Source organism: Pseudomonas sp. (assembly GCF_030698175.1).
Classification (GTDB): domain Bacteria; phylum Pseudomonadota; class Gammaproteobacteria; order Pseudomonadales; family Pseudomonadaceae; genus Aquipseudomonas.
In genome coordinates, this window is the sequence record NZ_JAUYNT010000034.1 from 1 (window position 1) to 15,720 (window position 15,720).

A 15,720-nucleotide genomic window follows, 5' to 3' on the forward strand; every position below is an offset into this window, starting at 1 on the left:
GTCCCAGTGGAACTGTACTTTCACCCGGCCGTATTGATCGCAGTGAATCTCCTCGCCTGCGGGGCCGGTGACCTTGGCGGTTTGGCTGCCGAGAATCCGTGGCTTGGGGTGCTCCAGTGCGGGGCGAAAAGGCACGTCCCAGGGCGTGGCGGTCAGGCGATTGCGATAGCCCTGAGTGAAGCCGTCACTGGTGTCGCTATGGCTGGTGACTGACTCTTCCAGCACTTGCGGCTGTTTGCCTTGGTGTTCGATGCGGGTCAGCAGCCAGAGGTCGTTCCAGTCGTTACGCGGGTGAGTGCTCAGCGGCAGAAAATGCCCGGTCACCAACAAGGGTTGATCGCTCTCGCCTTCGGCCAATTCAAAGTCGGCGCGATGGCGTTCCAGTGCACGCTGGCTCAGGTGCTTGCCGCGCTCACGGGCGACGAAACGGCCGGGGTAGTCGTAGTCTTCCAGGTCGGGCTGAGCCTCGCCCTTGGCCGCGCTTTCGAGCAGCAGGCGCGGTTTTTCAAAGTCGAAATCGCGGCGCGTCACGCGGCTGGTGCGGGTTTCCACACGCACACCGAAGCGCTTGAGCACCGGCACGTCGGCGACCAAGCCGCTGCCTTGCTGATAACTCTGGGTTGGCAGTTTGGGAAATACCGTTTGGTCATCGCCAAATACCAGCACATGACCGCTGTGGCTGTGTTGGAAGTGGTAGTGAATACCCTCCTCCTCGCACAGGCGCTGGACGAAGTGCAGATCACTCTCGTCGTACTGCACGCAATAGTCGCGCTCGGGATACACCGCACCGAGCTGAAACTTATACGCGTTGGCTTGAATGCCGTGCTCTTCCAGCACCTTGGCGATGATCTTGGGCGCGCTCAGGTGCTGAAAAATCCGCTGATTGATGCGATGGGCCAGATAGCTCAGCTGCGGGCGCAGGTTGAGGTGATAACGGGTCAAGCGTTTACCAGACTCGCCCTGGGCAACGCGGTAAAGCTGGCCGTGAATGCCTGTGCCATCCGGGCTTAAGGCGAGAAAGGCCGACTTATGCAGCAAACTCTCCAGATCAAGATCGGGGCGCTGGCTGACCAGCTCCAGATCAAATACAAAGGGCTGGCTGATGGCCTCATGGCCAGAGAATTCGAGCACCTGCAGGTCGTGCTCAAGCCCCTCGATAGTGAGGCTGAAATGGGTCTGATTGGCAGGCGCGAACATCCATTGTTCCTCTTGGCGCAGAAATGCCAACGGCCAGGAGACCTGGCCGTTGGTGACGCTATGTTACTAGGCTTATAGCTACCAGATCACGCAGAGATCGGCGTGCGCCAGTCGTCGGAGCCAGAAGTGCCAGACACTTCGTGGGTCCAGATGATTTTGCGGTAGGTGAAGTAAATATCTTCCAGATGGGTGAAGTGCGCCAGGCTCGGGTCTTGACAGTTGGGCATGCGCGACTGCACATCAACGATGATCGCGTCTTCCAACTCGATGGTGTAGTAGTGCTCTTGAGTGCCGGTCGACGAGGTGCGGAACCATTCAATCCGGCACTTGCTCAGGCGTTCGCCAGAGGTCAGGGAGTTGAAAATCAGCGGTGAAGCCTTGTCGAACACCTTGGTGATCATCAGTGGCTTGTGTACGCGCTGACCGGTTGGCTGGCCCGACTGCGGGTCACGCGGGATGATCACTTGGTGATTGAATGCCTGGACCAGAACCTGATCTTCATGACCTTCCTGGAAAATATTACCAACCGAATCTTCGGTGAAGGTGCCGGCAGTGATCAGGCCTTGTTTGGTGCCTTCGATGGTCATATACGCGGGTGTTGGCATGAGAGCTCTCCTTGCTTGCTGCGATGGATCATATGATCCGGAGTCAGACGTATAGCGAACAGCGTGCCAACTTTATAAAAGCCAATGAAACCAACAGTTTAAAATTTAAAACCATAGTACCAATTAGTCTTTTGTGACTTGCGCATCATATTATTGCGCAACTTCCTGCGCAGCTCTCGTTGGTAAGTTGCGCAATGCCCTGCAGGGCTTGAAAACCCTCATGCTTAATGACTTTAACTCGCAAAGATTAGCTGTTCGCTGCGCAAGATATTGCACAGTGGCAATACGCTACTAATGCCGGATCCATTTCCCAGCTTATTCCCCAGCTGCGACACGGCTCTCACTTTCCAGCATTGCCCGCGCCGGCTGATGCGTCTAGGATGCGCAACCTACAAGGATGGTGCGCAACTTATTGCACATCGGTATGCGCAAAATATTGCGCAGCTTAGATAATAAAAGCCATGTGCCAATTTATATCAGATGACAAGCTTTAATTATCAGCACTGCACAGAGTCATGGAATGACCTATTCAAGCAAACTTACCGCGCATTATTTGCAGCTCGCCAAACTCCCTATTAATCAAAGTGAGTTTACGGGTACTGACGTACGTTATTCGCCTGAATACGAAGCGCTGGAAAGCGAGTTAGGTAAAGCCACTGCCCTGCACGAAACCGGTGCTATTGATTGGCAAAAAATTCGTGAAGGGAGTGAAACGTTACTCAGTTTTCATTCCAAAGATTTGCGCGTTGCCGCGTGGCTGATCTGGGGCCTTTACCAGCGCGAATCTTTTGCCGGATTGCAGGCAGGCTTAAGCCTCTTGCACTACCTCTGCTTGAACCATTGGGTTGACTTACACCCGCGCAAGCCGCGCACTCGCGCCGCCGCCATCAGCTGGCTATTACCGCGCCTTGAGCAAGCACTGGCAGAACATGTGCCGATTGGCGAGCAGCTTCCGTTGTTCCGCAGTCTCGCCACAGAATTGCGCGGCCTCGATACCTGCCTGTCGACCCATTTAGCTATCGAGGCGCCGCTGCTTTTGCCACTGTGCCGGCGCTTGGATGAGTTAGTCAGCCGCGCCAGCCAAGGTCAGCCTGAGCCTGGTAGCGTTGGTGCGGTGATCGCCCAAGTCAAGCAAACCGCCAGCCAGATGCTGACCCCAGGCGCGCCCATAGACCACGAGAAAGACGCGCACAAAAGCTTACGCAGCCTGCAAGATCAGGCCCGGCCGCTGTGCGCTTACTGGCTTAAACAAAAGGCCAGCGATCTGCGCGCCCTGCGCCTGGCACGCACCCTCCTCTGGCTGCCGATCGACTGCCTGCCGGAGCGTAACGCCGAACAAATCACTGCCCTGCGTGGCCTGCCGGCAGACAAGCTGAGTAACTATCGCGAACGTTTTCAACAGGGCCAATACGCCGATTTGCTGGTCGATCTAGAAGCCAGCATTGCCCGTGCGCCGTTTTGGCTCGATGGCCAATACCTGGCGTGGGAATGCCTGCAGGCGCTGGATGCCGAACAGGCCATGCGCGAAGTGGAAATTCAATTGGCGCTGTTTCTGCAACGCATGAATGGGCTGGAAGAGCTGCGTTTTCATGACGGCGTCAACTTTGCCGACGCAGCGACCCGCAGCTGGATTAGCGCCCACGTGTTACCGCACGTGCAAACTCAACTTAACGCGCCAGCAGCGGCCAGCGATAACCAAGAAGGCATCCAACCCGCCTGGGAAATCGCCCTGCAGGAGACCTTACCGAAACTGCGTAAAGACGGTCTGAAAGCCGCAGTTCAGCAACTCAAGCAAGGGCTGGCCAAAGCCTCTGGCGGCCGTGAACGCTTCTACTGGCAGTTGGCGCTAGCGCGCGTGTGCTTTACCGCAAAAAAATACGAATTAGCCAAAACCCAACTCGAATCCCTCGACCATAAGCTGCAGGCCTTGAGTCTGGGCGACTGGGAGCCCGATCTCGCCCTCGAAGTGCTGCGTTTGTTGCACAGTTGCTGCGAACTGCTGCCGCAAAATCATGCTGTGCGCGAAAGCAAGGAAGGGATTTACCGCAGGTTGTGCCACCTCGACCTTGAGGTGGTACTGGAATAGGGCGTGTGAGCGCCCAGAGGCCCTCGGGCCATAACCGTAATGGAGAACAAGCATGGCCAAAGAAGGCTCTGTAGCACCCAAGGAACGCATCAACGTCACCTTCAAGCCGGCCACTGGCGGCGCTCAGGAAGAGATCGAGCTGCCATTGAAATTGATGGTTCTGGGCGATTTCACCCAGCGCGCCGACGAGCGCAAGATCGAAGACCGTAAGCCCATCAGCATCGATAAAAACAGCTTCGATGAGGTACTGGCCAAGCAAGAACTCAACCTGACCTTCGGTGTTCCCAACCGCCTGCAGGACGAAGCCGAAGGCGATGAGTTGGCCGTGCAACTGCGCATCCACTCGATGAAGGACTTCAATCCGGCCAACCTGGTTGAGCAAGTGCCGGAGTTGAAGAAGCTGATGGAGTTACGCGATGCACTGGTCGCCCTGAAAGGCCCGCTGGGCAACGCCCCGGCCTTTCGCAAAGCAATAGAAAGCGTACTGGCCGACGATGATTCGCGTGAGCGCGTGCTCGGCGAGTTAGGCCTTGCTGCCCAAGCCCAACTGGACTCCTGACCCAATTAACAAGGAAGCTAATTTATGAGCACTAGTGCAGTAGCCAATAGCAGCAGCAACACCGCCGAGTACGGCATTCTTGACCGCATCATCGCCGAGACCAAACTGACGCCCGATGATGAGGCCTATGACATTGCCAAGCGTGGCGTGTCGGCGTTTATCGAAGAACTGCTCAAGCCGCAGAACGAAAACGAGCCGGTCAAAAAAGCCATGGTCGACCGCATGATCGCGGAAATCGATGCCAAGCTCAGCCGGCAAATGGACGAAATCCTCCACAACGCAGAGTTCCAAGCACTGGAGTCCTCGTGGCGTGGCCTGAAGTTGCTGGTTGATCGCACCAACTTCCGTGAAAACATCGCCCTGGAAATCATCAACGCCTCCAAGCAAGACCTGCTGGACGACTTTGAAGACTCGCCAGAGATCATGCAGTCGGGCCTCTACAAGCACATCTACACCGCCGAATACGGCCAGTTCGGTGGCAAGCCGGTCGGCGCTATTATCGCCAACTACTTCTTCGACCCCAGCTCGCCAGACATCAAGACCCTGCAATATGTGGCCAGCGTCGCCACCATGTCCCACGCACCTTTTATCGCCGCGGCCGGGCCGAAGTTCTTCGGTCTGGAAAGCTTCACCGGTTTGCCAGATCTGAAAGACCTGAAAGACCACTTCGAAGGCCCGCAATTTGCCAAATGGCAAAGCTTTCGCGAGCAGGAAGATGCCCGCTACGTGGGGCTGACCGTGCCGCGCTTCTTGTTGCGCAACCCCTACGACCCGCAAGACAACCCGGTGAAAAGCTTCGTCTACAAAGAGAACGTCGCCAACAGCCACGAGCACTACCTGTGGGGCAACACCGCCTACACCTTCGCCAGCAAACTCACCGACAGCTTCGCCAAGTTCCGCTGGTGCCCGAACATCATCGGCCCACAGAGCGGTGGCGCGGTAGAAGACCTGCCGTTGCACCACTTCGAAAGCATGGGTGAGATCGAAACCAAGATCCCCACCGAAGTGCTGGTCTCCGACCGTCGTGAATACGAACTGGCCGAAGAGGGCTTCATTGCCCTGACCATGCGCAAGGGCAGCGACAACGCGGCGTTCTTCTCCGCCAACTCGGCGCAGAAACCCAAATTCTTTGGTATCAGCGCCGAAGGTAAAACCGCCGAACTTAACTACAAGCTCGGCACTCAACTGCCCTACCTGTTCATCGTCAACCGCCTGGCGCATTACCTGAAAGTGCTGCAGCGCGAGCAGATCGGCGCCTGGAAAGAGCGTACCGACCTTGAGCAAGAGCTGAACAAGTGGATTCGTCAATTTGTTGCCGACCAAGAAAACCCCAGCTCGGAAATTCGCAGCCGTCGTCCACTGCGCGCCGCCCAAGTGATCGTCAGCGATGTTGAAGGCGAGCCTGGCTGGTACCGCGTCAGCCTCAACGTGCGCCCGCACTTCAAGTACATGGGCGCCGATTTCACCCTGTCACTGGTTGGCAAGCTCGATAAGGAATAAGCACTGATGTCTGGATACGGCAGCCTGTTTGAACGCCTCGGTGGTGAAGCCGGCCAACGCGCCAGCTGGAGCCTTGAGGTCGCCGCGATGGCGTCGGTGGCTGCCCATCTGGCCAAAATGCTCAGCACCCGTGCGGGTAGCGTGCAAACGCTGCCCGACTACGGGTTGCCCGATCTCAACGATATGCGCTTGTCGCTGCACGATTCGTTGCAACAAGCGCGTACCGCCATCGAACGCTTTATCGAAGCGTACGAACCACGTTTAAGCCAGGTACGGGTGCTGACCTTGCCTCGCGACCACGACCCACTGAGCCTGGCCTTTGCCATCGAAGGCCTGCTGGAAGTCCAAGGGTTTAAGCGTCAGGTTAATTTCTCCGCACGCCTGGATGGCAGCGGACAGGTCAAGGTCCATTAAGGAGCGCCACTATGTCTGGTAAACCCGCTGCCCGCGTCACTGACCCGACCGCCTGCCCGCTTCCCGGCCACGGCACTAATCCCATAGTGGCCGGCTCGCCGAACGTGTTGTTCGACGGCTTGGCTGCTGCGCGCATGGGTGATCCAACGGGTTGCGGCAGCACCTTAGTCGGTGCGGTGATACCCACGGTACTGATTAACGGCAAGCCGGCGACCATCATGGGAACGCTGAGCAGTCATGGCAATTCGGTGATTGCCGGTTCCGGCACCGTGATTATCGGCACTAGCCATACGCCGGCGCCTTTTACTGCGCCGGCGCCGATGGCTGTGAAGGGATTTGATATCCGCGTCCAGCTTCTCGATCAGGTCACTGGAACTCCGCTAAAGAACCTGCGGTACATTGCGACTCTGGAGGATGGAAGCGAAGTTCACGGCACAACTGACGCGAACGGCTTGTCCCACCTCTTGGGGAAAAAGGACGCGCCGCAAACCATTGCCCTGTCCGTGAAGCCGGGCTGGCTGCTGCGAGGAGAATGAAATGCCCCAGGCTCAAACGGTTCCCGCAGGCAGTGTCACGACGACCCCAGCACAAGATCAATCGCCAGCGCAGGTTTACCTGGCTGGCGACCAAGACTTCGTGATTCCTATGGTCTTTCCGGACTACCAGATCCACCTCGACGGTTACGAAGGGGAGTTCTTCGGCAGGAAGTTCAAGATTCCTTCGCAGAAGGCGCCCTACCTCGGGCATGCCGGAGTACTGGTGATCAACGGCAAGACCGGCCTGTCGAAGTACTACGAATACGGTCGGTATGCGCCCAAGGGGAAGACACGGGCCGGCATGATTCCGGACATCGTACTCAAGGGCGGCATGATCACCGAGAACTCTTTCAAGAAAACCATTCGGTACATAGGCACGCACCATGGCCAGAAAGGGAACATTTCCGGCGCCGTCCTGAGAGGGGCGGTATTTGACAAGGCACTAGCCTGGCTCAAAACCAAAGAAGCCGAGAACAACAATCCCCAGCGCAAGGAATACGACCTGGGCAACCACAATTGCATGACCTTCGTTGCCGACCTCGTCGACCACGTCGGCCTAGACAGTCCATTCCGCACCCGCGTTGTGGTGCCCAGCGCCTACATGGAGCAATTCCAGCTTGGCGAGACCGATCTGGACTACGACTACGCCACCGACACACTGGAAATATCCGATTGAAAGCCCTCAAGTGGATAGCTCTAGTCTTGGTAGCGTTGCTCCTTGCCTTAGCCCTGCTCATCGCAGCCTTCCTACAATTTGAACCTGTAGTCGACACGCCTCCGGCGCTACGCGATCACTCCAACGCGAAGTGGAGCGGCGGTCCCGACGGCGGTGTTTTCTTTGAGATTATTCAAAGCGAACCTCCGCGCTATTACGTGGAGATCCGATATGAAAGCGGTGAACTCTGGACAGCCGGATGGGTTACTCACCTATCTGCCCACCCACTCAAGAACACGGACTTTCTAGGCTATTACGGTGGCGACACCATCGACTTGAGAGACAGTTCGCAACTTCACCTCAAGCCTGTGGGGCCATCCAAATGAAGGCAATCAAATGGATAGCGATCACCCTGACGGCGCTAATCCTGGCACTGGCCGTCGCGGCCTACTCGTTGCTTGAGCCTGTGGATGAAACGCCCCCAACTCTGCATAACCACCCCGATGCTTATTGGAGCGGAGCCCAGGATGGCGGTGTTTTCTTCGAAATCACCCGCGCCGAACCACCGCGATACTTCTTGGAAATACGTCATGACAACGGTGATATCTGGAGCACTGGCTGGGTTTCGGATCAGGGCCGCCCACTCAAGAACAGTGACTTCTGGGGCTATGACGGTGGCGATGTTGTGTACATCAAAAGCGGCAAGCCGCTTCGGCTGGAGAGCATGGATGGCACTCCAATTCACATGGACTAACACGTTGATGAGTAGCGTTCAAAACAAGGCCCACTCCATTGCCAAAGTAGTCGCCTTCTCTGGTATTTCTCTGGCGCTGAACGCCTGCGTGCCCTATCCGCACTCGGTAGCGGTCAATCCGCTTATCGAGGGCAATCTGGTGTCGGTCGAAAGCAATAAGCCGGTGGCCGGTGCGAAGCTAACGCTGGATATCGACAGCGATATGTCGCGAACCTACAAAGCTACAAGCGATGTGCATGGCCGTTTTGCTTTTGCCGCTCACTCGGACTTTCGCTTGCTCGCCTTACTGGCGGATGCCCCAGCCGTAGCACCACGCTGTCCATCGAGGCGCCCGGCTACAAGCCCCGCCACTGCATATGGATGACCCCGCATTGGTGTAACGGGACACCACCGTTATCCGCCTTCAAAGATATGAAGCTGATTCCACAACATATACCCAACGACTACACACAATTCCAAGCAGCCAGTGATTGGCCATGTAACGACCCCGCGGCAGGGATGCATAACTGAAATGTCTTTTAACCACTACTACCAGAGCGAGCTCACCGCCCTGCGCCAGCTCGGCAAGCGCTTTGCTGAGCGCAGCCCGGCGTTGGCGCCGTTTCTTGGGCAGAGCGGGCGCGATCCGGATGTCGAGCGGCTGTTGGAAGGCTTCGCCTTTCTCACCGGGCGCCTGCGGCAAAAACTCGACGACGAGTTGCCGGAGCTGACCCACTCGCTGATGCACCTGTTATGGCCGAACTATATGCGCCCGCTGCCGGCGTTCAGCATGTTGCAGTTCGACCCACTCAAGCGGCCCGGCCCGGCGTTGCCGGTACCGCGCAATACGCCGGTTGAGTCCAAACCCATCGAGGGTGTGACCTGCCGTTTTCGCACCGCCTACGCCACCGAGGTGTTGCCGCTGGCACTCAAGGGCCTGGAGTATTCGGTCAAGGGCGACGGTGCGCTGCTGAGCTTGCGATTGGCGATGAGCGCCGAGGGTCATCTCGGTGAAATCGGCTTAAAACACTTACGCCTGCACCTGTCCGGTGAGCGTTATATCAGCCAGTTGCTGTACCTGAGCATGCTGCGTCACCTCGACAATATCGAAGTGGTGCTGCTCGGCGAGGACGGCCAGGCGCTGGTCAAGGACGCCAATGGCAATCCGCTGGCGAGCTTTCGCTTAGGCGCCGAGCAGGTACAACCGGTGGGTTTTGCCGAAGACGAAGCGCTGGTGCCCTACCCGCTCAATACCTTTCGCGGTTATCGCTACCTGCAGGAATATTTCGCCTTTCAAGACAAGTTTCTGTTCGTCGACCTCAACGGTCTGGACGCCCTCGCCCGCCAGCCGGAGGAATTACTGAAGAACTGTCGTGGCTTGGAGCTGCGCTTTGATATCCGCAAAGCCGGCGTGCAGCGCATCCGCCCGACGCTGGAGAATGTGCGGTTGTACTGCACACCGGTGGTCAACCTGTTTGCCCACGATGCCATCCCGATTCGTCTGGACGGCAAACAAGATCAGTACCTGCTGCTGCCGTCGGAGTTCGACGCGCAGCACTGCGGGGTGTTCTCAGTCGACCGGGTGACCGGCTGGAAACCCGGCGGCAAAGGCTACGAAGAATATGTGCCGTTTGAGTCGTTTGAGCATGACCGCAGCTTTGACGTGCCCCTCGCCCGCCCGCACTACAGCGTGCGCCAACAGCCCTCGTTACTGGGGGATGGTCTGGAGACTTACCTCAGCTTTGGTCTGCGCAACCTTGAGCAGCACGAAACGCTGTCGATTGAGCTGACCTGCACCAATCAGGATTTACCGCGCAAATTGCACCTGGGTGATATCTGCATGCCCTGCGAAGACACCCCGGAGTTTCTGACCTTTCGCAATATCAGTGCCGTTACCGCCAGCTATGCGCCGCCGTTGCACCGCGACTTCTTGTGGAAGCTGATCAGCAATATGTCGCTGAACTACCTGTCACTGGCCAACGTCGAGGCCCTCAAGGTGATTTTGGAGACCTACGACTTGCCGCGCTACTACGACCAGCACGCCGAGAAAGTCAGCCGCCGCCTGCTCAATGGTCTGAAAAGTATCAGCCACCAGCATGTTGATCGTTTGCATCGCGGCTTGCCGGTGCGCGGGGTACGCACGCAACTGACGATCAACCCCGAGGGTTACGTCGGCGAAGGCGATTTATTTCTGTTCGCCTCGGTACTCAATGAATTTTTCGCCCTGTATGCCAGCTTGAACTCGTACCACGAGCTGCGCGTACAAAGTACCCAAGGAGAGGTGTACCAATGGACGCCGCGCATGGGACAACAACCCCTGCTCTAAGCAAACTCAGCGCCGGCATCCGCGAGTACAGCCTGTTCCAGGCGGTGCAGCTGGTGCTGGAGCGTTTACGCGCCGCCCATCCGCAGCTGGATGAGGAAGAGCTGTACGCGCGCCTGGAGCTGCAAGCCAACCCGAGCCTGGGTTTCCCCGGCAGCGATATTGATCGCGTGCAGTTCTTCGAAGAGCACGGCGAGCTGCGTGCGCGCCTGCGCATCAACTTGCTCAGTTTGTTCGGCGGCGGCTCGCCGTTGCCGGCCTTTTATGACGAACAAGCCCTGGGCGACAGCGAAGATGGCAACCCAACCCGGGACTTTCTCGACCTATTCAATAATCGCCTGCAGCGTTTGCTGCTGCCGATCTGGCAGAAGTACCGCTACTACTCACGGTTTCAAAGTGGCGCTCTGGACCCTTTTTCCCAGCAGCTGTTCGCCCTGATCGGCCTGGGCAGCGAGCAGATTCGCAGCGCCGGCGAGCTGAACTGGAAGCGTCTCTTGCCCTATTTAGGCCTGCTCAGCCTGCGCGCCCACTCGGCGGCATTGATCGAGTCGGTGCTGCGTTACTACTTCAAGCACGCCGAGCTGTTTATCGAGCAGTGCCTGGAGCGTCAGGTGGGCATTCTTGCCGAACAACGCAATCGACTCGGTCGCGCCAACAGCCGCCTCGGCGAAGACCTGGTACTGGGCGAAACCGTGCGTGACCGTGGCGGCAAGTTTCGTATTCATATTCGCCAGCTGAGCTGGGATCGTTTTCATGAATTTTTACCCATCGGCAGCGGCTACCAACCGCTCTGCGCGCTGGTGCGCTTCACCCTGCGTGACCCGCTGGCCTATGACATTCGCCTGGAATTGCGGCAGGACGAAATTCGTGACCTGCGCATTGGCACCGACAACCTCTGCCGTCTTGGCTGGACCAGCTGGCTCGGCCGTGAAAACGCCGCAGGCGTGGTCACTCTTGGCAGCAAAGCTCATTAAGGATTGATGAAATGATTAACGTTGATTTGCAACAACTGGTGCAAGCGCTGGACGCCGACACCAAGCGTGACCTGGAAACCGCCGCCGAGCGTTGCGTGGTGCGTGGCGGCAGCAAAATATTGCTCGAAGATCTGTTGCTCGGCCTGCTAGAGCGCCCGCAGGGTTTGCTCAGCCGCGCCCTGCAAGATGCCGATGTCGACGCCGGTGAGCTGGCCCGCGCCCTGCAACCGCGCAGCGAGCACAGCGCCTCGCGCAATCCGGTGTTTGCCACCGAATTGGTGCAATGGCTGCAAGACGCCCTGTTGGTGGCCAACCTCGAACTGGGTCAAAACCAAGTCGATCAGGCCGCGCTGATTCTGGCGCTGCTGCGCAACCCTATGCGTTACGCCGGCAGCCACTATTTGCCGCTGCTGGGCAAACTCAACGTCGAGCGCCTGCGTGACTTTGCCAAGGCCCAGCAACCCCAGCAAAACCCTGGCAGCTCGGCTGCAGCGGGTGAAACCAACCTGCAACGCTTCACCCATAACTTCACCCAGCAGGCCCGCGACGGCAAGCTCGACCCGGTGCTGTGCCGCGATTCTGCGATTCGCCAGATGATCGACATCCTCGCCCGCCGGCGCAAAAACAACCCGATAGTGGTCGGTGAAGCCGGGGTCGGTAAAACCGCCATAGTCGAAGGCTTGGCCCTGCGCATTGCCAGCGGTGAAGTGCCGCAGGTGCTCAAAGATGTCGAGCTGCTGTGCCTAGACATGGGCTTGCTACAGGCCGGCGCCAGCGTTAAAGGTGAATTCGAACGCCGCCTGCAAGGGGTGATTGATGAAGTAAAGGCCGCGCCAAAACCCATCATCCTGTTTATCGACGAGGCCCACACCCTGATCGGCGCCGGTGGCCAGGCCGGCGGCTCAGACGCGGCCAATCTGCTTAAGCCCGCGCTGGCTCGCGGTGAGCTGCGCACCATCGCCGCCACCACCTGGAGCGAGTACAAAAAATACTTCGAGAAAGACCCGGCCCTGGCCCGGCGTTTTCAACCGGTGCAACTGCACGAACCCACCGTCAGCGAAGCCGTCACCATCCTCCGTGGGCTGGCGCCGATCTACGAAAAGAGCCACGGCATCTATTTGCGTGACGATGCGGTGGTCGCCGCCGCCGAACTGTCGGCCCGTTACCTGGCCGGTCGGCAGCTACCGGACAAAGCCGTGGATGTCCTCGACACCGCCTGTGCACGTGTGCGCATCAGTTTGGCGGCGGCCCCCGAGGCGCTGGAGCAACTGCGCAACGAAATCGCCGAGGGACAACGGCAACACCAAGCCCTGGGGCGCGATCTGGAAGCCGGTCTGTTGATCGATGGGCAAACGCTGCCACAGCTTGAGCTGCGCCTGAGCGCCGCCCGCGCCGAACTGGAGCAACTGGAAACCCGCTGGAGCAGCCAGCGGCAGTTGGCCGAGCGTCTGCTGGAGCTGCGCAAGCAATGCGCCAGCGCCCGCCTCGCCGCACAGCAGAGCACTGAAACAGACGACGCGCTGAGCGAACTGGAAGCGCAGTTGCACGAGCTGCAAGCAGAACTGGCTGACGCCCAAACCCAGGAACGGCTGGTCAGCTTCGAAGTTTGCCCGCGCCTGGTCGCCGAGGTCATCAGCCACTGGACCGGCGTGCCGCTGAGCCAACTGGCCCGCGAGCACAACAGCAAGGTACTGAATTTTGCCGCCGACCTGGGCCTGCGCGTGCGCGGCCAGCCGCAAGCCATTGAAGCCCTGGATCGCGCCATGCGCGCCACCGCCGCGGGCCTGAACCGCAGCGATGCGCCGGTGGGGGTGTTTTTGCTGGTCGGCCCCAGCGGCGTCGGCAAAACCGAAACGGCGCTGGCCCTGGCCGACTTGCTGTACGGCGGCGAGCGTTTTCTCACCTGCATCAACATGTCCGAGTTTCAGGAAAAACACAGCATCTCCCGCTTGATTGGTTCGCCCCCCGGCTATGTGGGTTACGGTGAGGGCGGCATGCTGACCGAAGCCGTGCGGCAAAAACCCTATTCGGTGATCCTCCTCGATGAAGTCGAGAAAGCCGACCCGGACGTGCTCAATCTGTTCTATCAAATCTTCGACAAGGGCGTGGCCAACGATGGTGAAGGCCGCGAGATCAACTTTCGCAACTGCCTGATCCTGATGACCTCCAACCTGGCCAGCGAACGGATTGAATCGCTCTGCCAAAACGGCCAACGCCCCGCCGCTGCCGACCTCGAACAGGCGATTCGCCCAGCCCTCAGCCAGCACTTCAAGCCAGCATTGTTGGCGCGCATGCGCGTGGTGCCTTACTACCCGGTGACCGGCGCCGTACTGGATGAGTTGGTCAGCCTCAAACTCAAACATTTTGGCGAGCGTTTACAGCGCCGCCAGTTGCAGTTCAGCCACAGCCCGGCGCTGGTCAATAACCTCGCCGAGCGCTGCACCCACAGTGCCAGTGGCGCGAGGCTGATCGACCATCTGATTGAGCAACACTTGCAACCGCTGGTGGTTGATCGCCTGCTGGATGCCATGGCCAGTGGCGATCCACTGCAGCGTGTGCACGCAACGCTCGACGGTGAAGGGGCGGTGGTCTGTGAGTTCGTTTAAGGTGCCCTTGCCATTTGAGCAAGTATCGCAGCCGCTACGTTATGCCGAAGAGCTGCTGCAGCGCTTCGAGTTATTGGCCCGTGCAACGACGAGCGACAACTTGCTTGGTGATCTAGCCGAGGCGGCCGCCGCGCTGGCCAGTTGTGAGCTGAGCCAAGTGTATTTACTCGACGATACCCATACCCGCCTGAGCTTAAGCGCGGAATGGCTGCACGGCTGCCTGCAACCGAAGCTGATGACCAGCCTGCCCAGCGACTATGACGGCGAGCAGTTGCTGCAATATTGCCTCTGTCAGAACCGCGTGTTGAGCCTGAGCAATTTAACCGGCAGTCAACACGCCACGCCCTTTCTGCCGCCTGCCGCACAAGCCTGGAGCAGCCTGCTGTGCCTGCCGTTACTGAATGCCCAGGCGCAAGTGTGCGGCTTACTGCTAACGGCCAGCGCCCAGGTGCGTGAGTTTGAGTGCTTTGCCTGCACCCTGGGCAAGCTCGGCAACTTTGCGCTTAATCAACTGCAACTGCTGCGGCAGTTAAGCGCCGCCAGCGCAGTGCCAGCCACTCATGCCCCGGTCATTGCGCCCTGCGCTTCTGGCTACGGCCTGATTGGCGACAGCGTCAGCATGCGCGGCGTTTACCGGCTGATCAGCAAGGTGCTGCATAACCCGGTCAATATCCTGCTGACCGGCGAAACCGGCACCGGCAAAGAACTGGTGGCCCGCGCCATTCATGACTGTGGCTTTCGTCGCAGCCAAAGTTTCGTGGTGCAAAACTGCGCGTCCTTGCCCGAGAACCTGCTGGAAAGCGAGCTGTTCGGCTACCGCAAAGGCGCCTTTACCGGCGCCGATCGCGACCGTAAAGGCCTGTTCGATGCGGCCGACGGCGGCACCCTGTTTCTCGACGAGATCGGCGACATGCCATTGAGCCTACAGGCCAAGTTGCTGCGAGTGTTGCAAGAAGGTGAAGTGCGGCCCTTGGGCAGCACCACCACCCACAAGGTCGATGTACGGATCATCGCTGCGACTCACCGGCATCTGCGCACCTTGGTCGAAGAAGGGCGTTTTCGCGAAGACCTGTTTTATCGCCTGTCGCACTTCCCTATCGAGCTGCCCGCCCTGCGCCAGCGCGATGCCGATATTTTGCGTCTGGCCCGGCATTTTGCCGAGCAAGCCTGTAACTTTTTGCAGCGCCCGCCCTGTCGTTGGGCGGATGCGAGTCTGGAGCGTTTGGCCAGCTATGCCTTCCCCGGCAATGTGCGTGAACTCAAAGGCTTGGTCGAGCGGGCGGTGCTGCTGTGTGAAGGCGGCGAATTGCTGCCTGAGCACTTCAACCTGCAGCCCGCGCAAGAGGCTGAAGACAGCAGCCTTAACCTGCGCGAGCGCATGGATAGAGTTGAACGCAACCTGCTGCTCGACTGCCTGCGCAAAAATCGCGGCAATCAAACCCAGGCCGCGCGCGAGTTGGGCTTGCCGCGCCGCACCCTGCTGTACCGCATGGAGCGGCTGAGCATCAGCCCAGCCAACGCCTAAGACTCAA

The 15,720-nt window shown here is 58.7% G+C and carries 15 protein-coding genes; 13 read left to right on the forward strand and 2 right to left on the reverse strand.

Annotation, left to right across the window (positions count from 1 at the left end; all coding sequences use genetic code 11):
• Together tssI and Q8R10_RS18125 are read right to left on the reverse strand one after the other, a co-directional pair.
• The coding region (tssI, locus tag Q8R10_RS18120) for a type VI secretion system tip protein TssI/VgrG (RefSeq protein WP_305655279.1) at positions 1-1,197 on the reverse strand (1,197 nt) is incomplete at its 3' end.
• A gap of 86 nt (positions 1,198-1,283) precedes the next feature.
• Entirely contained in the window at positions 1,284-1,802 is a 519-nt protein-coding gene (locus Q8R10_RS18125; RefSeq protein ID WP_305655280.1) for an Hcp family type VI secretion system effector, read from the reverse strand.
• A 520-nt stretch (positions 1,803-2,322) separates the two neighbouring features.
• Between Q8R10_RS18125 and tssA the strand changes: the two genes are divergently transcribed.
• The 13 genes from tssA (at position 2,323) to Q8R10_RS18190 (ending at position 15,713) form a co-directional block, all read left to right on the forward strand.
• Entirely contained in the window at positions 2,323-3,888 is a 1,566-nt protein-coding gene (tssA, locus tag Q8R10_RS18130) for a type VI secretion system protein TssA (protein WP_305655282.1), read from the forward strand.
• Positions 3,889-3,940: 52 nt separating this feature from the next.
• On the forward strand, positions 3,941-4,447 hold the full coding sequence (gene tssB / locus Q8R10_RS18135) for a type VI secretion system contractile sheath small subunit (RefSeq protein ID WP_305655283.1): 507 nt from the start codon (positions 3,941-3,943) through the stop codon (positions 4,445-4,447).
• A gap of 24 nt (positions 4,448-4,471) precedes the next feature.
• Positions 4,472-5,947, forward strand: coding sequence for a type VI secretion system contractile sheath large subunit (tssC, locus tag Q8R10_RS18140; RefSeq protein ID WP_305655284.1), 1,476 nt, complete (start codon positions 4,472-4,474; stop codon positions 5,945-5,947).
• Between the two features lie 6 nt (positions 5,948-5,953).
• Entirely contained in the window at positions 5,954-6,361 is a 408-nt protein-coding gene (tssE, locus tag Q8R10_RS18145) for a type VI secretion system baseplate subunit TssE (protein WP_305655285.1), read from the forward strand.
• An 11-nt stretch (positions 6,362-6,372) separates the two neighbouring features.
• Positions 6,373-6,897, forward strand: coding sequence for a PAAR domain-containing protein (locus Q8R10_RS18150; RefSeq protein ID WP_305655287.1), 525 nt, complete (start codon positions 6,373-6,375; stop codon positions 6,895-6,897).
• 1 nt (position 6,898) lies between these two features.
• On the forward strand, positions 6,899-7,573 hold the full coding sequence (locus tag Q8R10_RS18155) for a hypothetical protein (RefSeq protein ID WP_305655289.1): 675 nt from the start codon (positions 6,899-6,901) through the stop codon (positions 7,571-7,573).
• Positions 7,570-7,938, forward strand: coding sequence for a hypothetical protein (locus Q8R10_RS18160; RefSeq protein WP_305655291.1), 369 nt, complete (start codon positions 7,570-7,572; stop codon positions 7,936-7,938). Before Q8R10_RS18155 ends, Q8R10_RS18160 begins: the two co-directional genes overlap by 4 nt.
• Positions 7,935-8,306, forward strand: coding sequence for a hypothetical protein (locus tag Q8R10_RS18165; RefSeq protein ID WP_305655293.1), 372 nt, complete (start codon positions 7,935-7,937; stop codon positions 8,304-8,306). Before Q8R10_RS18160 ends, Q8R10_RS18165 begins: the two co-directional genes overlap by 4 nt.
• A 7-nt stretch (positions 8,307-8,313) precedes the next feature.
• A complete protein-coding gene (locus Q8R10_RS18170) occupies positions 8,314-8,670 on the forward strand; it encodes a hypothetical protein (protein WP_305655295.1) in 357 nt (118 codons plus the stop codon).
• Between the two features lie 147 nt (positions 8,671-8,817).
• Complete coding sequence (gene tssF, locus Q8R10_RS18175; RefSeq protein WP_305655297.1) at positions 8,818-10,611, forward strand: type VI secretion system baseplate subunit TssF; 1,794 nt, start codon at positions 8,818-8,820, stop codon at positions 10,609-10,611.
• Positions 10,575-11,582 (forward strand): type VI secretion system baseplate subunit TssG, encoded by a 1,008-nt coding sequence (gene tssG, locus Q8R10_RS18180; protein WP_305655299.1) that lies wholly within the window; start codon positions 10,575-10,577, stop codon positions 11,580-11,582. Before tssF ends, tssG begins: the two co-directional genes overlap by 37 nt.
• 11 nt (positions 11,583-11,593) lie before the next feature.
• On the forward strand, positions 11,594-14,188 hold the full coding sequence (tssH, locus tag Q8R10_RS18185; protein WP_305655300.1) for a type VI secretion system ATPase TssH: 2,595 nt from the start codon (positions 11,594-11,596) through the stop codon (positions 14,186-14,188).
• Positions 14,175-15,713, forward strand: a complete 1,539-nt coding sequence (locus Q8R10_RS18190; RefSeq protein ID WP_305655301.1) for a sigma-54-dependent Fis family transcriptional regulator — start codon at positions 14,175-14,177, stop codon at positions 15,711-15,713. The genes tssH and Q8R10_RS18190 overlap by 14 nt, the downstream gene beginning before the upstream one ends.
• Positions 15,714-15,720: the final 7 nt, after the last annotated feature.